A 20,479-nucleotide genomic window follows, 5' to 3' on the forward strand; every position below is an offset into this window, starting at 1 on the left:
ACACTTTTAAAATGAACTTAAACCCGCTGGCCCAAAACGGTTAGCTGTAAACTGAATATAGAATGAAAGCAGGTATTGTAGGCTTACCGAATGTAGGGAAATCAACTTTGTTCAATTGTTTATCGAATGCCAAAGCGCAGAGTGCCAACTTTCCGTTTTGTACTATCGAACCGAATATAGGCGTAGTGAACGTACCGGACCCAAGAATCAACAGATTGGAGGAATTGGTAAAACCGGAGCGTGTCCAGATGGCAACTGTTGATATCGTGGATATTGCCGGCCTTGTAAAAGGGGCAAGCAAAGGAGAAGGTTTGGGGAACCAGTTTTTGGGGAATATCAGGGAATGTAATGCCATCATCCACGTGTTGCGTTGTTTTGACAATGACAATATCGTTCACGTAGACGGGAATGTAAACCCAATCCGGGATAAGGAAACCATTGATATCGAATTACAGCTCAAAGACCTGGAAACCGTTGAAAAACGTTTGGAAAAAGTAAACCGTGCCGCTAAAACCGGAAACAAGGAAGCACAAGCTGAAAAAGCACTGCTGGACAGGATCCGCGAAGCATTATTACAGGCAAAATCAGCCCGTACGGTAATCCCGCAAAACCAGGATGAAGAGGCCTTGATGGAAGATTTCCAGCTCATTACTACCAAGCCCGTATTGTATGTTTGCAATGTAGATGAATCTTCGGCGGTGAACGGAAACAAATATGTAGACCAGGTTAGGGAAATGGTGAAAGACGAACAGGCGGAAGTAATTGTGCTTTCGGTTGGGGCTGAAGCCGATATTACAGAATTGGAAAGTTACGAAGAGCGCCAGGTATTCCTGGAAGATATGGGCCTTACAGAGCCTGGTTCTGCGGTTTTGATCCGTGCGGCATACAAATTACTGAAACTGCAAACCTATTTTACCGCCGGTGTAAAAGAAGTACGTGCCTGGACCATCAATATCGGGGATACTGCGCCAAAAGCGGCAGGAGTGATCCATACCGATTTCGAAAAAGGCTTTATCCGTGCCGAAGTGATCGCTTTTGACGATTTTTCTAATTTCGGATCGGAAGCCAAAGTAAAGGAAGCCGGTAAACTTCGTGTGGAAGGAAAGGAATATATCGTAAAAGACGGAGATGTGATGCATTTCCGATTTAACGTATAGTTTTTATGAGAAGATATTTAGTGGTTGTATTGGCGTGTTTTGCCATGACATTTGGTAATGCCCAAAATAAAATTAAGTTTGGAATAAACGCAGGATTGACTTATTCTAGTTTCCGGGGCAATCCGATGGTAGAAGATTTTAATGCGGGTTTTTCGTATTTGACAGGAGTTTCCCTGGAGTATTTTTTAAAGGATAACCTATCACTTAAAGGAAATCTTAATTACGAAAGAAAGACTGCTGCCAAAACATTCTACCTGACATCTGTTTATATGGATCCTTCCGATCCCGCTTTTTCTACTAATAGAAGCTTCAAGCAAAAACTAAATTACGATTATTTGGTATTGCCGCTTCTGGTTAATTATTATGTAAACGGCAAAAAGGATTTGTATATCAGCGGAGGATGCTTTACAGGATATTTGTTAAAATCAACTATAGCTTCAAAAGGTTATAGAGATGAGGATACTACTGATTTGGATACGAAAATTGACATGGGCCTTGTTTTTGGCCTCGGGAAAAAATTCAAATTAAATGATAAGAACGAGATTGGTGTCGAATTAAGGGAGAATTTAGGATTGGTCAATACGAGTGATGTTGAAGTTTATCGCAATGGTTCCATCAAAACCAATGCGGTCAATTTAATAGCCACCTGGAATTTTGATATATAATTCGTGAAAAGCTGAAGAATTACTAAAAAGCGAAACGTTTTGTTTCGCTTTTTTTTATTATATTTAATCAAAAACGTAAAGAAACATATGAAAATTATAGCCTTTGGAGGAAGTAACAGCAAGCATTCGATCAATAAAAAACTAGCGACTTATGTATCGCACCTGTTTCAGGATTATGAAGTGGAAGTGTTGGATTTGAATGATTTTGCCCTGCCGTTGTTTAGTGTCGATTTAGAGAAAGAAATCGGGCAACCGCAACTGGCAAAGGACTTTCTGGACAAAATCGGATCGGCAGACCTGTTGGTGGTTTCCATGGCCGAAAACAACGGGAATTACAGCGCGGCTTTCAAAAACCTGTTCGATTGGGCTTCCCGCCAAAATAAAGAAGTTTTCCAGCAAAAAACCATGCTGCTGATGGCTACTTCTCCCGGAGGTAGAGGAGGCGCTTCTGTCCTGGAAATCGCCAAGACCGCTTTTCCCCGATATGGAGCAAATATCAAGGCTGTTTTTTCATTGCCGAATTTCAACGATAATTTTGATATTCAGCATACTATCATTTCCAATCCGGAGCTGGACCATCAGATTAAAGAAATCGTGGCTGGTTTTTAATTTCCAGCGGCATTTTTGGCTTGAAAATTGTTATGGGTTAACAAAGCCAAAGAATTATGAAAAAACTCATTTTGTGTATTGCATTGCTGCCCTTTCTTTCGTGTAAAAACGCTCTTGAGGAAAGGGATGTAGGCCTGCGCTTCTATTTTGAAAGCCCGCAGCCTGCCAACGATCCGGAATTATCGGTATTCCCAAACAAATTCAGGGGAATGTATCGTAATGCAGATTCCACTTTTATCACAATTAGCGATAAGTTGATTGTATCGGAACACGATTACGGATTCAGGATCCATAAAAAAGACCTGGATTCGTTACGGGATATTTTCGAATTTGTCAATGGAAAACTTATCGACAAGGAAACCAATAAACCCATTGAAAGCCATTTTGTGGGCGATTCCCTGCAAATTTCCAACAAACAGGTTGACACTTTATTTTATATATCAGCAACAAACAAAGTCAAAAGAATCCATGGGGATTTAATTCTTAACAGAAAAGATTCTGTTTTTTGGAAAATAAAAATATTACGCCTGGAAAAAGATGTCCTCAAGATCAAGTACCTTTATTCTCTGGAAGATGTGAGAAGGATTGATTCGATAAGCAAATCTAAGGCAAGAAAGCTGGATTCAGTTTCTTATCTTTTCAAACCGGAAAGAAAGGAATTCAAAAATATACTCAAGGTAAAAGGTTTAGGAGCTGAAAATGAATTTAAAAAAATATCCCGATGAAAGTGATCCAAAAAACAATCGGAATTATCGGCAAAACCATTTTAGGGATATTTATTTTCCTGTTCCTGTACGCAATTTCAGTTTTCCTGATTTCTAAAATTACTGTCAACAGCGATGTTTCCCAAAAAGGCAAGGAAATAGAGATTTTTATCCTGTCCAACGGCGTCCACACGGATATTGTCGTTCCCGTTACAACGGAAATCAAAGACTGGTCTACAGAAATCCTTTTTGCTCAAACAGCTTCCAAAGATAGCCTGGCCCATTATCTTGCCTTTGGTTGGGGCGACAAAGGTTTTTACCTGAACACGCCTACGTGGTCAGACTTGAAGGCCAGTACGGCATTCAAAGCGGCATTCAATTTGAGTACATCGGCGATGCACACTACTTTTTACAACAACCTGAATGAAGGCGAAAATTGTAAAAAAATCAGGATTTCTACAGAGGAATACCAAAGATTGATTGCTTTTATCGAAGAAAGTTTCCAATGGGATGCCAATCATAAAGTGCAGTGGATTTCCGGGCACAGTTATGGCAACCGGGATGCGTTTTATGAAGCCAAGGGAAGTTATAATCTATTTTATACCTGCAATACCTGGACGAACAACGCTTTAAAGGCGGCTGGCCAAAAAGCAAGCCTTTGGACGGTTTACGATAAGGGAATCCTCAACCATTATCCATAAATGAAAATGCCACTCGGTTTGAGTGGCATTTTTTTGTTCGTATCTATTGCAATTTCAGGTTTAGCCTTGCGTAATAATAGGCTCCGCTGAATCCCATCTGTACGGCATCCCAATAACCTCCCGCTTCAACCCAGTCATCCTGCTGGTCCGGGTAAATATTGAGAAGGTTATTGCTTCCCAAGCTTAGTTTGACGTTATCGGACAATTTAAACCCAAGGGTCAGGTCAACAACCATTTTTGCGCTGTACGTATCCGTTGCGGCCTGGATCTGATTGGCAAATGAGCCTCCATAATTGGCAACATCCTCATATACTTGGTAATCCAATAGTTTCACTTCACTGAATCGGGTTATTGCGAGTCCGGCATCAAACCATTTCACGCCATAATTCAGGTTTAAGGCAAATTTATTGGCCGGAGCAGATGCCAATAAAAAGGCTTTGTCCCTTTCCCCGAAGAACGTTTGTTCGTCCAAATCCCTGTTGTTCACTTTTGAGATTTCCATATCATTGATATTTCCGACGAAAGTGGCTCCAAAACTAGAACTTCCTATTTTTTTCTTCCAGGAGAAAACAAAATCAATCCCTTTGGTTTTTGTATCGACACCGTTTACGAAAAACTGGGCCTGGTCTACATTCATCCCTAATGAGGAAGCGTCAAAATAACCGGTCAAAACAATCCTGTCCTTTACGTTGATCATGTAACCGTCTACGGTAGCAGTGAAATCACCGGCTGTTGCCGTAAGCCCCAATGATGCATTTATGGCTTTTTCTTCGTTCAGTTTGCCAATTCCAAAAGATCGTGTCACCTGGCTGTCATTGCTGGACAGCAGGATTTCAGATGCTCCTGAGCTGCTAAAATTCGTAAAACTTGTGTTGTAATAAACCTGAGCCAAGGAAGGCGCCCTGAAGCCTGTACTTACAGAACCTCTCACGTTGATTTTGTCAGTAATCTTATATCGGGAAGCTATTTTGCCATTGAGTGTGCTTCCGAAATCGCTGTAATTTTCAAAACGAGCCGCGCCACTGATCAAAAACTTATCGGTAATGTCAAATTCTGCATCCGCATAAGCAGAAACATTGGAACGGGTCCTGTTTACTTCGTTTTTCGGGCTGTAACCCGGGAATCCTTGTGATCCTCCAGGCCTTGGGTCGCCTGAAATAGGATCGATAGGAGCTGTTTGTGTGTTCGGATCTGTAATAGGTTCGCCGTTAGTGTCGTATGTGGCATAAGAACCAATTTCGCCGGCAAATATTTCAAATCTTTCAATCCTGTATTCGGCACCAAAAGCCAAGTTCATCCCTTTAAGTACCGAATCGTAATTTTTTGAAAGGTCAAGGTTGATGGTATTTTGGCTCAAACTATGTCCTCCGGCGTCAAAGGCGGTAGGGGAATTGGCTTCCATTGAAGCATTTAAAGTCCCTTTAATCCTGTAATCGAAGATGTTTTTTCCGAATGTGTTGCTCAAATCGGCTTTCCAGCCACTTTCTGATTTGCGTCTAAATCCTACAGCTACCGAATTGTCTACAATATTGGAAGTGATTCTCGGGGTAAATCCTCCCGGATAAATGGATTCTACGACTCTCGCTCCATCATTCCTGGTAAAAGCGTAAGCATCCGTGTCCCTGTAATTCCTTCCTCCGAAAGCATAAAAATCCAATTTATCGCAAATAGGGATAGACAGGTTGGCCATGATATTGGCGCTGGTAATTTCTGCTTCTCCAAAACCTTTCCTGAAATCGAATCCCGGGCGCAATGTCTTTTGTTTGTTTAAAAATTCGGTTGTAAAATTGACGAAACCTCCTTTTTTTCCTAATGGGATACCATAATTGGCAGCCACTTTAATGGAATTCCCGTCTAATTTTTTGTTTTTCCCGAAAGTATTCCCATTGCCATTCTCATCAAGCCTGTAGCCTCTTGTGTTAGCTGTTCCTTCCGGAAAATCGCCATCGGCGTCTGTATTGTATGCGCCATAGGTAATTGCTCCGTTGAGTTCATTTACGTTATCGTTCAAAACGATATTGATTACTCCCGAAATAGCATCGGAACCGTATTGTGCAGCCGCGCCATCACGTAAAATCTCTATTCTTTTTATAGCCGAAGCAGGAATGGCATTCAGGTCGGTTCCGGTATTGCCGCGGCCCCTGGTCCCGAATAAGTTAACTAACGATGACTGGTGCCTGCGTTTTCCGTTTATCAAAACCAACGTCTGGTCCGGGCCCATACCTCTTAAAGAAGCAGGGTCCACATGGTCTGCCCCGTCAGATCCTGACTGTTTGTTCGCATTAAACGAAGGTGCAACATACTGAAGCAACTCATTGATTTCTATTTTTCCGCTTTGAGTGGTAACATCCTTGACATTGATGATGTCTATTGGCACGGCAGAATTGACAACCGTCCTTTTTGAATTTCTCGAACCCACCGTTTGAACCGTAATTTCTTCCAGATGGACATTTTCACTCGATAGGGTTACCTGCAATTCCTTGTCGTTGCTGTTGCCTGATACTTCCGTTTGGGTGTATCCGAGAGAAGAAACCTTCAAAAAGTATTTCCCGTTTTTTAATGTTACATTGATCTTAAATTTCCCTTCGATATCGGTGCTGGTCCCGTTATTGGTCCCGCTTTCCGTTACCGATGCGCCTGACAAGGGCTGCCCATCCTTGTCACTTACTTTCCCTGAAACCGTCATCTGCGCAAAACCGCCAAATGAAATTCCGATAAGGAAAAGCATAATCCAAAATTGTTTTTTCATAGTTAAGTTTAATTTGTTTTAATTTGGGATTAAAAATAGTAATTCCTACAAATAGACTGTTATTTTTTCAATAAAACTTGTTAAAAATTGTTAACATCCGTATTTTTTTAAGTTAAATAACCTGCTATGATTTGAGTTGTTTTTACAACAGTAATAGGATCTTCCCGGAAATTGACTCAAATGCAAATCTTTTTGATAACTTTATGCCCCGGCTATTTTATTTTTTAGCCATTTCCAGTACATTAGCAGAAATTCCAAAAAACCTTTATGCAAGAGCAAGATCAATATACTGAAGACAACATCCGTTCTCTCGACTGGAAAGAACATATCCGTATGCGTCCCGGGATGTACATCGGAAAATTGGGTGACGGTTCCTCACCGGATGACGGTATTTATATTCTTCTTAAAGAGGTGCTTGACAACTGTATCGATGAGTTTGTCATGGGTGCAGGGAAAACCATAGAAGTTACCCTTAAGGAGAAAATGGTCACCGTTCGTGATTACGGACGTGGGATTCCTTTGGGAAAAGTGGTGGATGTGGTTTCCAAAATGAATACCGGAGGTAAATACGATTCCAAAGCCTTCAAAAAGTCTGTCGGTCTGAATGGGGTCGGTACCAAAGCCGTTAATGCGCTTTCCAATTATTTCCGTGTGGAATCCGTACGGGACAACCAGCAAAAAGCCGCTGAATTTTCGGCCGGTAATTTAACGCTCGAAGAAGAGGTTATCGAAACGACCAAACGCAAAGGGACTAAGGTTTCCTTTATTGCGGACGAATCCATCTTCAAAAACTACAAATACAGGAATGAGTATATCATAAAGATGCTCAAAAACTATTGTTACCTGAATACCGGGCTGACCATTATTTACAATGGCGAAAAGTATTTTTCAGAGAACGGGCTTAAGGATTTGTTGGAAGAAACCATTTCCGATGAAGATATGGTGTATCCGATCATCCATCTTTTGGGTGATGATATTGAAGTAGCCATAACACACAGCAAGACGCAATATTCGGAAGAATATTATTCGTTTGTCAACGGTCAAAATACGACTCAAGGAGGAACGCATTTAGGGGCTTTCCGCGAATCTATCGTCAAAACCATCAAGGAATTCTACAACAAGCCTTTCGAGGCTTCGGATATCCGAAAATCTGTAGTTTCCGCCATTTCCGTGAAGGTAGAAGAGCCCGTATTCGAATCCCAGACCAAAACCAAATTGGGTTCTACGGATATGGGACCGAATTCACCATCAGTAAGGACATTTGTCAATGATTTCATCAAAACCAAATTAGACAATTTCCTGCACAAAAACCCTGAAGTGGCCGATGCGCTTTTGCGGAAAATCCTTCAGGCGGAAAGAGAGCGTAAGGAACTTTCCGGTATCCGTAAGTTAGCTAAAGACCGTGCTAAAAAGGCCAGCCTGCACAATAAAAAATTGCGTGATTGCCGTGTCCACCTGACGGATGCCAAAAACCCAAGGAGTTTGGAAAGCACGCTTTTCATTACCGAGGGAGATTCGGCTTCGGGTTCCATCACCAAATCGCGGGATGTGAACACCCAGGCGGTTTTCAGTTTGCGTGGTAAACCATTGAATTCCTACGGGATGACCAAGAAAATCGTTTACGAGAACGAGGAATTCAATTTGCTCCAGGCGGCACTCAATATAGAGGAAAGCATGGAAGACCTGCGTTACAACAACATCGTGATTGCAACCGATGCCGATGTCGATGGAATGCACATCCGCTTGCTGTTGATTACTTTTTTCCTGCAATTTTTCCCCGAACTGATCAAGGAAGGGCATTTGTATATCCTGCAAACCCCGCTGTTCCGTGTGCGTAACAAAAAAGAGACTATCTATTGTTATTCCGAAGATGAAAGGAAAAACGCTATCGAAAAACTGAAACCCAAACCGGAAATTACCCGATTTAAAGGATTGGGGGAAATTTCTCCCGACGAGTTCAAGAATTTTATCGGGGAAAGCATCCGCCTGGATCCTGTAATGCTCGACAAGGCAACTTCCATCGAAACATTGCTGGAATTCTATATGGGTAAAAACACACCTGACCGCCAGGAATTTATCATCAATAACCTGAAGGTAGAACTGGACGCGGTAGAAGAAGCTTAAAATCAATTTAATAAATAAGCCGTTAACCGAAAACCGTTAACTGTAACTATGAAAGACGAAGAAGAAGATAACATGCTCCCGGAGGATCAATCGGAAGAAAACCAACCTGAGAACGATTCGGAAGAAATGCCTGCGGACGATCATCCCGAAGGTAAATCCTTTGAAGGAGATCATTTTTACGACCACGCCGAAAACCCGGAAGATACCATTACCAAAGTAACCGGGATGTACAAGGATTGGTTCCTGGACTATGCTTCGTACGTAATCCTGGAGCGTGCCGTTCCCGCTATCGAAGATGGTTTTAAACCGGTGCAGCGCCGTATCATGCACTCACTCAAGGAATTGGATGACGGGCGTTACAATAAAGTGGCCAATGTCGTTGGGCATACGATGCAGTATCATCCACACGGTGATGCGAGTATTGGTGATGCTATGGTACAAATCGGGCAACGTGAATTATTGATTGATTGCCAGGGAAACTGGGGAAATATCCTCACAGGCGACAGTGCGGCGGCTTCGCGTTATATCGAGGCGCGTTTGTCCAAATTTGCCCTGGAAGTTCTATATTCTCCAAAAATTACAGATTGGGGCGTTTCTTATGACGGAAGAAGGGCAGAGCCGAATAACCTTCCGGTGAAATTCCCGTTGTTATTGGCTTCCGGTGCCGAAGGTATTGCAGTTGGGCTTTCCACGAAAGTGCTGCCGCATAATTTCAACGAGTTAATTGATGCTTCCATAAAAATATTAAAAGGCAAGCCCTTTACGATTTACCCCGATTTTCAAACGGCAGGAATCGCTGATGTGTCCAATTACAATGACGGAATGCGTGGCGGGCGGGTACGTGTGCGTGCCAAAATTTCCCAACTGGACAAACAAACGCTGGTCATTACCCAGATTCCGTATTCAACCAATACGTCAACACTGATTGACAGTATTTTGAAAGCGAATGAAAAAGGGAAAATCAAAATCAAGAAAATTGAGGACAATACTGCTGCGGAAGTAGAAATCCTGATCCATCTTTTCCCTGGGGTTTCCCCGGATAAATCAATTGATGCCTTGTATGCGTTTACTGCCTGCGAGACTTCGGTAGCACCATTGGGATGCGTGATCCAGGACAATAAACCGTTGTTTATCGGGGTTTCGGATATGCTGAAAATATCCACCAACCGGACCGTACAATTGCTCAAGGCCGAACTGGAAATCCAATTGGAAGAACTCAGGGCCAAATGGCATTTTTCGACACTGGAGAAGATTTTCATCCGGGAAGAAATGTACATCGATTTCAAATTGTATTCCGATCGGGAATCTTTGTATGCCTATTTGTACAAGCAGTTTGAGCCGTTCAAGAAATCATTTGTGCGGGAGATTATCGATGAAGACCTGCAAAGGCTGACTCAAATCCCGATGATCCGTATTACGCGTTTTGATTCTGACAAGGCTGATGATTTCATTGCCAAATTGGAAGATGAAATGAAAGAAGTACAGCATCATCTGGACAACCTGATTGATTTTGCTGTCGATTATTTTGCCAAACTGAAAGAAAAATATGGAAAAGGACGGGAGCGCCAGACCGAATTGCGTTCTTTCGATACCATCGAAGCCACAAAAGTAGTCCTGCGCAACACGAAACTGTATGTGAACAGGGAAGAAGGCTTTATCGGGACCGGATTGAAAAAGGACGAATATGTTGCGGATTGTTCTGATATTGACGACGTGATTGTCTTCCTTCGTGACGGGAATATGATGGTCACGAAAGTAGATGACAAGAAATTTATAGGGAAAGATATTATCCACATTGCCGTTTTCGACAAGAACGACAAGCGTACGATATACAATATGATTTACCGTGACGGGAAATCCGGTTCTTCGTTTATCAAGCGTTTCAATGTTTCGGGGGTTACCCGAGATAAAGCATATGACCTGACACAGGAAAAAGCCGGCTCGCAAGTGCTTTATTTCTCCCATAACCCTAACGGAGAAGCGGAAGTAGTCACTATTTTATTGCGCCAGGTGGGAAGTGTGAAAAAACTCAAATGGGATTTGGACTTTGCAGATATTGCGATCAAAGGCCGGGCTTCCAAAGGAAATACTGTGTCTAAATATCCGATCAAAAAAATCGAATTGAAGGAAAAAGGGATTTCGACCCTACGCCCGAGGAAAATATGGTTTGATGATACCGTACAGCGGTTAAATGTAGACGGAAGAGGCGAATTGCTTGGTGAATTCAGGCCAAATGACCGTTTGCTTATCATCAATCAGTCCGGAAAACTCAAAACCATCATTCCGGAGCTGGCAACCCATTTTGACGAAGACATGATCATCCTCGAGAAATGGCATCCTAAAAAGCCTGTTTCCGCTATTTATTTTGACGGAGATAAGGAACGTTACTATATCAAAAGGTTCTTGATCGAAAACGAGAATAAGGAAGAAACGTTCATCTCGGAACATGAGAAATCACAATTGGAAATCGTTTCAACTGATTGGAGGCCCGTGGCGGAATTGGTTTTTGCCAAGTCCAAAGGTGTCCAGAAAGAAAACCAAACCATAGACATGGAGCAATTTATTGCCTTAAAAGGGATTAAAGCGCTGGGGAACCAATTGACCACAGAGAAACTCAAACAGGTTAATTTACTCGAGTCATTGCCTTTTGAAGAGCCTGTAGAAGTCATTCCTGAAGACCTGGAAGTGAACCAGGACGTCGAAATTACAGATTTCAATATCGAATTGGATGAAGACGGGCAGATAACGCTGACTTTGGAATAAAAAAAAATGCCTTTCAGATCGAAAGGCATTTTTTTATACTGTAAAATTGAAATTAATTGGTAATATCGGAATCTTCCAGTTTGTCGTCAACAATTTTATTATTGTGGAGCTGTACCGGTTTTTTGCTTTTCTTCATTTTCAGGTTCAGGAATTCCACAAGCAATGAGAAGAAAATGGAGAAGTACAGGTAGCCTTTAGGAATGCTGGTCACCTCGGTACCGCCAAAGAATTTAAAATGTGCCATATGGGAACCTTCCGCCAAAAGCATCACGCCGATCAGGATCAGGAAAGACAGGCCAAGTATCTGGATAGTAGGATGGTTGTTGACAAACTTACTTACAGGTCCGGCAAAAATCATCATGATCGCAATAGAGATTATAATTGATAAAATCATGATTATCAAAGCGCCTTCATAGCCAAAACCGCCTTCTGACGGATCTTTCATGCTGATCAGTCCAACAGCCGTTAAAATACTGTCAAAAGAGAAAACAAGATTTAAGGCCGCAATCTGGATAATTGCTGAAGATAACGAATTGGACGCTTTTCCTTTTTCGCTTTCTTCTTCTCCTTCCAGTTTATGGTGGATTTCCGAAACCGATTTATACAATAAGAACAAGCCACCACCAAAGATAATGATACTCTGTCCCGTAATCCCGGCGCTGAAAAAGCCCCAATCCAGATGGAATAGGACGTCCTGAAGGCTCAAAACCCAGGTAATCCCGAACAAGAGTACAATCCTGAAAGCCATTGCCAGTAACAGCCCAATCCTTCTTGCTTTCGGCTGGTCTTCAGTTCTTAGCTTGCCGGAAACGATTGACAAGAATACGATATTGTCAATACCAAGGATGATTTCAAGAAAAGTTAAGGTTAATAATGCGATCCACGCATCAGGGTTGAGCAAAAGTTCCATTTTTATTTGTTTAGGTTAAAATTATCGGTGGTTAAACGTAAGTCAGTCGGTTTTTGTTACAGTTCCCTTTTGTTTTTTTGCATCGCCTACAAAAGAATATTCAAAAATATAGCCTTTCTTGTTGGTTGTCAGGATCTTCATGCTGATGGCTTTTTTTTCCTGCATGTTCTTCGGATGCAGTTTTTCCAGGACAAATTCGCAATCGTTGACCCAACGGACCGTAGCGGTATCGGTTTTCCCGTTAAAAGTTTCAATCTGTATGGAATCGTTCCGTTCAAAGGTCGAAACCAGTTTTTTCCCGTCTATTTCCTGTGTGAACTGGAATTTCCCGGTTTTAAAATCCTTGCAGTTCCGCTCCTGGTCGTAACAGGAAAACAATAACGGAAATATAAAGAGTACTAGTGTTTTTTTCATTTTTTAGGAGCTTTTTCCTGCTATCCGTTTCAATCTTTTTCTCTCGTCTGAAACGAGAGAAAAAGGATTTCCACTGCTATCAGGGCTATTTCAACTTGTTTAGTTCGTCGTGAGTAAAATGTTTTGTTGTTTTTTCTTTGGAAAACTTATCGGCGTTGTAATCACCGGATTTGTTTTTGGGAATGGAAAGGCTGTCCCATTCGCTTTTCTTGAGCATTTTGGCATAAAACACAATTTGCCCTACGTGGTAAGGATAATGCGCCAATTGCCTGTTGATGGCATCCATGACGGTATGGCCTTCGTTACGGATATAAACGATCTGTGATAATTGTCCCGGAGTTAACCCGTTGATGGCCTCGAAAAGGCAATCCCATCCCTTTTCCCAGGCTTTGAGCAATTCTTCCTTGGTATGGATAGTTTCTTCAAATTCGCCATCCCTGTTCCGCCATTCCTTTTCCCCGTCTGTGGTAAGGAAATCGGTCCAGCGGGAAAGCATGTTCCCCGACAGGTGTTGTACAATCACGGCTATGGAGTTCGTATCTTCATTTACGACAGTAAAAAGCTGTTCGGGTTCTAATTGCCCCATCGCTTTTTCCCCTAATGTCTTATAGTACAGGAAAAGCCTTTTGCTGCTTTCCAGGTAGGTATTATCTGTTTCCATGGAACATACTGTTTAAAATGGTTTTTAATCCTTTGAAAGTGAGGAATATGGCAAAAAAAGAAATGATGATCCCGATTCCAAGGACAAGATAATGCCAGGTGTTCTGTTTGTTTATAAAAGCATTATAAACAACGGAAGGCCCAATAAAATAGAGCGGTAAGGCCCAGGCAATATATTTTATCCCTTTGGTTAAGATGGTTTTGTCTGTGTGCATTATCGGTTATGGTTTTCAATGGCTTTTCGTACGTTGCCGTATTTTTCTAACAATGTTTTTGCCTGGTCATAACTGACGTTGATTTCTCCCATGATCATTTTTACGCCACGGTCAATCAATTTTACGTTACTCAATTGCATATCGACCATTTTGTTGCCTTTTACTTTTCCGAGTTGGATCATGGCAGCTGTCGAAATCATGTTAAGGACCAGTTTTTGTGCTGTTCCGGCTTTCATTCGGGAACTTCCCGTGACAAATTCAGGCCCTACGACCACTTCTATTGGGAACTGGGCTGTTTGTGACAATGGGCTTCCGGCATTGCAGGTAATGCATCCTGTAGGGATATTGTTTCTGTTGCATTGTTCCAGCCCGCCAATCACATAAGGGGTTGTTCCAGAAGCGGCAATCCCTATGACCATATCATTACTGTTGATATTCCATTGGGAGAGGTCTTTCCAGGCTTGTTCCTTGTCGTCTTCGGCGAATTCGACGGCTTTGCGGATCGCGGTATCGCCACCGGCTATGATACCGATGACCAGATCGAACGGGACACCGAAAGTAGGAGGGCATTCCGAAGCATCTACAATACCCAAACGTCCGGATGTGCCGGCACCGATATAGAACAACCGGCCTCCGTTTTTCATTTGGCTTACCACTTTGGAAACCAGCATTTCAATCTGCGGAAGCGCTTTTTCGACGGCAAGCGGAACGGTTTTATCTTCGTTGTTGATATGAGTTAGCAGCTCCTGTACCGGCATTTTCTCCAAATGCTCGTATTTTGAGGATTGCTCGGTGGTCTTGGTAAAAGTCATGAGTATAACATTGCAGTTGACAAAGTTTCAAAGTTATGAATTATAATTATAGTTATGAATTATAAGTTATGTCTTTGTTCTTGATTTTATTATTTTTTTTGAATGATAAGGATTGTTTAGAAAGATTGAAGAGATTCCTCTTTCGTCGGAATGACAAGATTACACAACGTTTTGTCATTCCGACGAAGGAGGAATCTCCATACGTTTCTTCTTTTCTTTTTACGGATCCTTTGGCTTTCTGACGCTCGCCTTTGAATACCAGGATGAAAGGATGACTTGGAAAGATTGGTTTTTAATTCGCTAATTAACAAATCTGCTCATTAAATCCCATCACTAAACTTTTTTGACTCTTTGTTCTTGATTCTTGATTCTTTCTTCTGTACACAGGCCTGCGTGAGGGATAGAGGCGGCATCCTTTTTTTGAGGCACGAAGAAAAAGATACAGCCGAAAGCCCGACCCTTGCGGTCACGCCCTGAATTATACAAAACAGGCCAAGGCAACTCCTAATATGATCATCGAGATTTTGGCGATGTTGAATTTATGGCCTTCGCTGCTTTCAAAAATAATGGTTGACGAAATATGGAATAAAATACCGATAACAACAGCTGTGATTTCAGCGTAATACTGTGTCAGGGCTGGGAAACTGTCGGAAACCCACGTGCCTAAAGGAGTCATGACCGCAAAAGTGAGCATGAAAAGGAACAGGGCTATTTTATTTAATTCGGCGTTAAGGAAAAAAGTGGTCAGGATAATGGCAATAGGCAAATGGTGGATGGCAATCCCTATGGCTAAATCATGGTGATGGCCTACCGGAAAGCCTTCCAAAAGGGCATGGAGGCACAAACTGATAAACAGTGCCCAGGGGATTTGCGTCATTTTACCGTGGCCGTGGACATGGCCGTGTTCCGCGCCTTTGGAAAAAAACTCGAGTATGATCTGGAACAAAATACCGACCATGATATATATCCCGATATTGTGGTGGTGGCTTTCGTATATTTCCGGCAACAGGTGGATTACCGTAAGTGACAGCAGGAATGAACCGCTGAAAGCCAGTAGCAATTTCAGGTTTTTCTTTCCTTTCGGCTTTAGCGAAATGGCTATGAAATAACCCAAAAGGACCGATAATAAAGGCAGGATATAATTCATTATTTAAAAATCATGATTAAGCGTTCTGATTCTTTTTTGTAGAATTTTCGCAGTTTGTAATCACCAAAAACATCCAGGAGGTAAATACCGGCTTTTTCCATCATGGCTTCAAAATCCGAAAGGGCCAAGGCTTGCACTTTTTCGGTATAATGGAATTTTTCGCCCTTGTCTTCAAAATCTATTTCTTTGTAAATATGCTTGTCTTTCACATAACGTTTGATATGGAAATCAATACCGTCGACGGTTTTGACTTCTTCTGGGACCAAATTTGGAATAACATAATCGGCATTTAAGAAATCAATCACCGCAAAACCATATTCGTTTAGGCTTTGTTTGATGGAAGACAACGTCTTGAAGTTATCCTCGTCATTTTCAAAATAACCGAAACTGGTGAATAAATTGAAGACCGCATCGTATTTTTCGTCAAAAGGAAGACGCATGTCATGTACCTTGAAATGCAGTTTCTCATTCGCATGCTGTGAAGCGATGGCGATGCTGTTTACAGATAAATCGGCGCCGGTCACCTCATAGCCCAATTGGTTCAGGTAAATCGAGTGGCGCCCTTTACCGCAGGCTAGATCCAATATTTTGGCTTCTTCGGGAAGGTTGAGGTAATGCGTAAGGTTATCCATAAAAAGATGTGCTTCGGCATCGTTTCTTTCCTTATATAAAATATGGTAATAAGGAGTGTCGAACCAACAGGAATACCAGGAAGCGCTATCTTTTTGCATAGGATTTATTTAAGCCCACAAATTTAATGTATTTTTGCGGAAAATTATGTAGAGCCGGGAAGAGTTTATCACAGGGGCCTGCAAAATTCATGAATGTATTAATTTTAAACAGGGCAATGGGATATTCTTATAGCCATTGATAGTGTGAAGATGGAAAATTTTAAAATGATCGCCAAGACTTTTTTTGGCTTCGAAGAAATATTAGCAAAAGAATTACAGCAATTAGGGGCACAGGATGTGGAAATCGGGACCCGCATGGTCAGTTTCGTTGGGGATAAGGGATTTATGTACAAAGCCAATTTATCATTGCGGACTGCCCTGAAAATATTAAAACCAATTTTTTATTTCAGAGCTACGAACGAGCAAGGGCTGTATAAAGGGATACAAGGCATTGACTGGTCTAAACACCTGAACTCCAGGAATACTTTTGTAGTAGATACGACGGTTCATTCCGATAATTTCAAACATACGCAATTCGTGGCCCAAAAAACCAAGGATGCCATTGTAGACCAGTTCAAGGCAAAATTCGGGGAAAGGCCGAGTGTGGATAAGGATTTTCCGGATTTACGCATCAACGTGCATATCGACAGGGACCAATGTTCTGTTTCATTAGATAGTTCGGGTGCTTCCTTGCATCAGCGTGGATACAAAACCGCTACCAATATTGCTCCTATAAATGAAGTCCTGGCTGCTGGAATGCTATTGCTTTCGGGTTGGGACGGAAGCTCGGATTTCCTGGATCCGATGTGTGGCTCAGGGACTATCCTGGCAGAAGCGGCTATGATTGCGTGTAATATTCCGGCCAATATCAACAGGAAAGAATTCGCTTTTGAAAAATGGAACGATTGGGACAACGAATTGTTCGACCAGATCATGAATTCACTCATGAAGAAAACAAAAGAATTCCATTATACCATAAAAGGGTATGACAAAGCGCCAAGTGCCGTGATGAAAGCCAAGGACAATATGCGCAACGCCAACCTGGATGATTATATTACCATTTCGGAGCAGAATTTCTTTGATACGGAAAAAGAGAACCAGGGCCCGCTGCATATGGTTTTCAATCCGCCTTACGGGGAACGTCTTGATATTCACCTGGAGCGTTTTTACAGGGAAATAGGGGATACCTTAAAACAGAATTATCCTAATACCAATGCATGGTTTATCACTGCCAACCTGGAAGCCCTTAAATTTGTCGGGCTGAAACCTTCCAGGAAAATCAAGCTTTTTAACGGAAGTTTAGAAGCAAGATTGGTAAAATACGAAATGTACGCCGGAAGCAAAAGGACGAAATTCAATCCGCCGGCAGGTCAAGAAAGCCAGGAGTAGGTTTTCGGCCCTGATTTCAGCTTCAGGGTAACATTCATAACTTATAAATCATAATGTAATGTCAAAAAAAACAAAATCGTTTCTATATAATTTCATTGGCTTTGCCATTATCTTTTTTACTGCCCGCTACCTGATTGCCACTTTTACTCATTTGGATGGGTATTGGCTTCCGCTTACGGCATTTGTGGCAGGCACGCTTCTGGCACCTAAATTCCAAACCGTACAAACCAAAGACGGAGAGAAATTATTTATGAGCTGGCTGTTTATCAGAGGGTTTAAGGAAATAAAATAATATTTTTAATTGCCCGCTACATTCGGATTCGTACTGTTGTTTATCGTCAGTTGAACCGGAGGTGCAGCCGGTGGAGCTGTTTTTCCGGGTTCTTCTTTTTTTCCGGTAGCCCGCAACTGGACTATTTTCTGTAACAAATCAAACCAAAAAGGTGCACCAAGGCATATCCCGAAGGCAAGTAGCAGGAACCCGATCATTTTCCTGCCATGAAAAGAAGCGTCCAGGATGTAGCACACTTTGAGTTTGATCCAATGCTTGTCATATAACGCCTTAACCGCTTCCTGATTATAATAAACAGTGCTGTCCTTATAGTTTTTCGGTGGAACGGGATTGTCTTTTTTGATGGCGGTTTCCAGGTGCTTTATCTCAGTGCCATATTTTGCATAAATGGAAATACTGTCTTTTTTAAACCCGTAATCTCCCCAGCCAAGAGCCAAAAGGTTATTCGCATCCTTAATGTCGCCGTTTAATTCCGATTTGATGTTTTCCACTTCGTTTGCATACACTTGATTTGGGATACTGTCCGTGTTTTTAGTAAGGTCCGTACTGGTTTTTTGTACCCTTGGGTCGTCTTTTAAGGCATCAACATCCCTTAAGGCTATTTCCACAAGTTTGCTCCGGGCATCTTTATCGGTGCTTAGTTTTCCGGAAATATCTAAAATATCTACATTAAAAGTAATGGCGATTATAATGCCCAGATAGAATAAGGTAAATTGTACCTGTCTTTTGTACCAGCCACTGATCCTGCTCATGCTGTCCTCAAACCATGTTTGCAATTGAAGGGTGAATGTTTCTATTGCCTGGCCGCTTTTTTCGAGGTACAAAGCCAGGATCTGCAATGTTTCGTGATCAATATAAATCCCTTTTTTCTTGAATTCCTCTTTCAGGCTTTCATCCGTAACACTTTGCAGGTACTGGACTAAATAGTCTATTTTAGTGATGGGTGGAAGTGCGTCAAAACCAGGCGATTGCGGGAAATTGGCTGTGATGTATGCTTCAATTTCCGTTTTATGGTCCTCTGCATAATCTTTTAGTACTTCAATCAGGATATCCGAAAAAGTTTCTTTGGAAAGATACGAAGGGATCGAAAACCGGTTGGTGCATCCGTAATTTTTTATCAGGGGATGGTCGTAAAAATGATTGCCCAACTTTCCCTTTTCTTTTGGCTTATAGCCAATTATGGAAAAAACAAATTCCTTACAGGTATTCCCGATGCTTTTTAGGGTATTGTCCAAGATCCATCTTTTATGTTTCGAACCCGACAGCATACCGTCAATAATCCCTTTTTTGAGCATCCTGGCCCGCAAGGCAAAAAGTGTCGCTATGGCTTCATTTACAGAAGTAGCCAGCAAACTGTACAATAAAAAAATGAAAATTAAACCGATTGCCGTATCTAATACTGGAGAGTTGATCATAAGTGGGCTTTTTTTGAAAATAAGTGTTAGGCTGGAATGAATTCACCGGAACCGGCATCGTATTTCATAGAAAACAATCCTTGGTCGGTTAATTTGGCCAGCGTATTTTTGACAGTGTTTATCCTGGGTTTATAGTTTGTTTCCCCTATCGTGCAGAGGTTTGAAAATGCTTTCTGATAATTTCCGTTGGTATTTAAAGCGGCAGCTATGCGGTCGTTTTTTGACCTTCCCTGGTGCCTGATGTCACAAATCATGGCGCACACGTAGGCAGGTGCATGATGGAGGTCAAAACGACTGTCGAGTGCTTTCATGTTTTCCTTGTAAAGTGTTATCGCAGTTTCTACCTGTATTTCTGTTTGTTGCGGATCATTAATGGTCCAATGTACAAAACGGGCGGCACAAATACGTTCCTGGGTTTCGATATCGTTTAGCGTAGGATTGAGGTAATCCATCAGGGCTTGTGTAGAATGGTCTGATTCCAGTTGGGAAAAGGTTCCATTATTGCTTTTGTAAAATATCCTTCCGTTTTGCAAGGCCAGTTTAGGGAAATACTCCCGGGCAACAGGCAATTGAAGCAATTTCTTAAAAAAAGAGACAAAATCACCGTTTGGAACATGGGCGGCATATTGCATGAAACCAAATGTGAATTTCGCCCTGTCATAGGTATTAAGGCATTTGAAGGAACCCTGGCTTTCCGCCATAGCAGTAGGATGGATGAAATAAGCCCAAAAGCCGTGCCTGGCTGCATGATCTTCCGGTTTGTATACTTGGCCGTTCGTAACGGTCGTGTTGAATAAGCCTAAATTCCCTTCATAATGAGTCCTGTACCCGATGATGAATTTTGCTTCGCCACTATTGATCCGCTGTGCGCTGAAAGCCGTTCGGCCGTTGGGCAGGACATTGCTTGTAATAGTAAAATCAATTGCCATTTTATGGTATAATTAAATGAAAGAAAAACAATTACAATCCAGATTATATAAACGGTTGATAAAAATGAGGCCCGTAAATTTAATAAATAAAATAGTACGTTTTTTAGCGGGCTGAATATTTTATCGAAATAAAAGAAGATCAGTGAATTAAGA

General features: G+C 41.8%; 19 protein-coding genes. 9 read left to right on the forward strand and 10 right to left on the reverse strand.

The features are described 5' to 3' along the window. The first annotated feature begins 62 nt into the window (after positions 1-62). The 5 genes from ychF to E4635_RS00285 all read left to right on the forward strand — a co-directional run bounded on the left by ychF (position 63) and on the right by E4635_RS00285 (position 3,836). Positions 63-1,157, forward strand: coding sequence for a redox-regulated ATPase YchF (gene ychF, locus E4635_RS00265; RefSeq protein WP_135524612.1), 1,095 nt, complete (start codon positions 63-65; stop codon positions 1,155-1,157). A gap of 5 nt (positions 1,158-1,162) precedes the next feature. Then, positions 1,163-1,822, forward strand: coding sequence for a porin family protein (locus E4635_RS00270; RefSeq protein WP_135524613.1), 660 nt, complete (start codon positions 1,163-1,165; stop codon positions 1,820-1,822). A gap of 87 nt (positions 1,823-1,909) precedes the next feature. Beyond that, on the forward strand, positions 1,910-2,431 hold the full coding sequence (locus tag E4635_RS00275; protein ID WP_135524614.1) for an NADPH-dependent FMN reductase: 522 nt from the start codon (positions 1,910-1,912) through the stop codon (positions 2,429-2,431). A gap of 56 nt (positions 2,432-2,487) precedes the next feature. Then, positions 2,488-3,156: a hypothetical protein gene (locus E4635_RS15645; RefSeq protein WP_169630170.1), complete on the forward strand. Its 669-nt coding sequence runs from the start codon at positions 2,488-2,490 to the stop codon at positions 3,154-3,156. After that, entirely contained in the window at positions 3,153-3,836 is a 684-nt protein-coding gene (locus tag E4635_RS00285) for a TIGR02117 family protein (protein WP_211518706.1), read from the forward strand. Before E4635_RS15645 ends, E4635_RS00285 begins: the two co-directional genes overlap by 4 nt. A gap of 43 nt (positions 3,837-3,879) precedes the next feature. Here the strand turns inward: E4635_RS00285 and E4635_RS00290 are convergent, their stop codons facing one another. Continuing rightward, entirely contained in the window at positions 3,880-6,585 is a 2,706-nt protein-coding gene (locus E4635_RS00290; protein ID WP_135524615.1) for a TonB-dependent receptor, read from the reverse strand. A 267-nt stretch (positions 6,586-6,852) separates the two neighbouring features. Here E4635_RS00290 and E4635_RS00295 point away from each other — a divergent pair, with 267 nt between their 5' ends. Together E4635_RS00295 and E4635_RS00300 are read left to right on the forward strand one after the other, a co-directional pair. Further along, a complete protein-coding gene (locus E4635_RS00295; protein WP_135524616.1) occupies positions 6,853-8,709 on the forward strand; it encodes a DNA topoisomerase IV subunit B in 1,857 nt (618 codons plus the stop codon). Positions 8,710-8,757: 48 nt separating this feature from the next. Next, the gene (locus E4635_RS00300; protein ID WP_135524617.1) at positions 8,758-11,472 is read left to right on the forward strand and encodes a DNA gyrase/topoisomerase IV subunit A; all 2,715 of its coding nucleotides are present in this window, start codon (positions 8,758-8,760) and stop codon (positions 11,470-11,472) included. Between the two features lie 52 nt (positions 11,473-11,524). Here the strand turns inward: E4635_RS00300 and E4635_RS00305 are convergent, their stop codons facing one another. The 7 genes from E4635_RS00305 to E4635_RS00335 all read right to left on the reverse strand — a co-directional run bounded on the left by E4635_RS00305 (position 11,525) and on the right by E4635_RS00335 (position 16,361). After that, the gene (locus tag E4635_RS00305) at positions 11,525-12,382 is read right to left on the reverse strand and encodes a TerC family protein (protein ID WP_135524618.1); all 858 of its coding nucleotides are present in this window, start codon (positions 12,380-12,382) and stop codon (positions 11,525-11,527) included. A 42-nt stretch (positions 12,383-12,424) separates the two neighbouring features. Beyond that, a complete protein-coding gene (locus E4635_RS00310) occupies positions 12,425-12,796 on the reverse strand; it encodes a DNA topoisomerase IV (protein WP_135524619.1) in 372 nt (123 codons plus the stop codon). 85 nt (positions 12,797-12,881) lie between these two features. Continuing rightward, complete coding sequence (locus E4635_RS00315) at positions 12,882-13,457, reverse strand: DUF1572 family protein (RefSeq protein ID WP_135524620.1); 576 nt, start codon at positions 13,455-13,457, stop codon at positions 12,882-12,884. Beyond that, the gene (locus E4635_RS00320) at positions 13,444-13,671 is read right to left on the reverse strand and encodes a DUF6095 family protein (RefSeq protein ID WP_135524621.1); all 228 of its coding nucleotides are present in this window, start codon (positions 13,669-13,671) and stop codon (positions 13,444-13,446) included. The genes E4635_RS00315 and E4635_RS00320 overlap by 14 nt, the downstream gene beginning before the upstream one ends. Beyond that, the gene (gene murQ, locus E4635_RS00325) at positions 13,671-14,483 is read right to left on the reverse strand and encodes an N-acetylmuramic acid 6-phosphate etherase (RefSeq protein ID WP_135524622.1); all 813 of its coding nucleotides are present in this window, start codon (positions 14,481-14,483) and stop codon (positions 13,671-13,673) included. Before murQ ends, E4635_RS00320 begins: the two co-directional genes overlap by 1 nt. A gap of 478 nt (positions 14,484-14,961) precedes the next feature. Beyond that, positions 14,962-15,630, reverse strand: a complete 669-nt coding sequence (locus E4635_RS00330; RefSeq protein ID WP_135524623.1) for a ZIP family metal transporter — start codon at positions 15,628-15,630, stop codon at positions 14,962-14,964. Continuing rightward, complete coding sequence (locus E4635_RS00335; protein ID WP_135524624.1) at positions 15,630-16,361, reverse strand: class I SAM-dependent methyltransferase; 732 nt, start codon at positions 16,359-16,361, stop codon at positions 15,630-15,632. Before E4635_RS00335 ends, E4635_RS00330 begins: the two co-directional genes overlap by 1 nt. A gap of 150 nt (positions 16,362-16,511) precedes the next feature. On the opposite strand from E4635_RS00335, the gene E4635_RS00340 reads away from it, so the two are divergent. Both E4635_RS00340 and E4635_RS00345 read left to right on the forward strand, forming a co-directional pair. Then, entirely contained in the window at positions 16,512-17,690 is a 1,179-nt protein-coding gene (locus tag E4635_RS00340) for a THUMP domain-containing class I SAM-dependent RNA methyltransferase (RefSeq protein WP_135524625.1), read from the forward strand. Between the two features lie 58 nt (positions 17,691-17,748). Beyond that, complete coding sequence (locus E4635_RS00345) at positions 17,749-17,982, forward strand: hypothetical protein (protein WP_135524626.1); 234 nt, start codon at positions 17,749-17,751, stop codon at positions 17,980-17,982. Between the two features lie 5 nt (positions 17,983-17,987). Here E4635_RS00345 and E4635_RS00350 read toward each other — a convergent pair whose 3' ends face one another. After that, positions 17,988-19,397: a hypothetical protein gene (locus E4635_RS00350; protein WP_135524627.1), complete on the reverse strand. Its 1,410-nt coding sequence runs from the start codon at positions 19,395-19,397 to the stop codon at positions 17,988-17,990. Between the two features lie 26 nt (positions 19,398-19,423). Further along, positions 19,424-20,326: a hypothetical protein gene (locus tag E4635_RS00355; RefSeq protein ID WP_135524628.1), complete on the reverse strand. Its 903-nt coding sequence runs from the start codon at positions 20,324-20,326 to the stop codon at positions 19,424-19,426. Between the last annotated feature and the right edge of the window lie 153 nt (positions 20,327-20,479).

This window comes from Flavobacterium humi (genome assembly GCF_004745595.1).
In the GTDB taxonomy this organism is placed as follows: domain Bacteria; phylum Bacteroidota; class Bacteroidia; order Flavobacteriales; family Flavobacteriaceae; genus Flavobacterium; species Flavobacterium humi.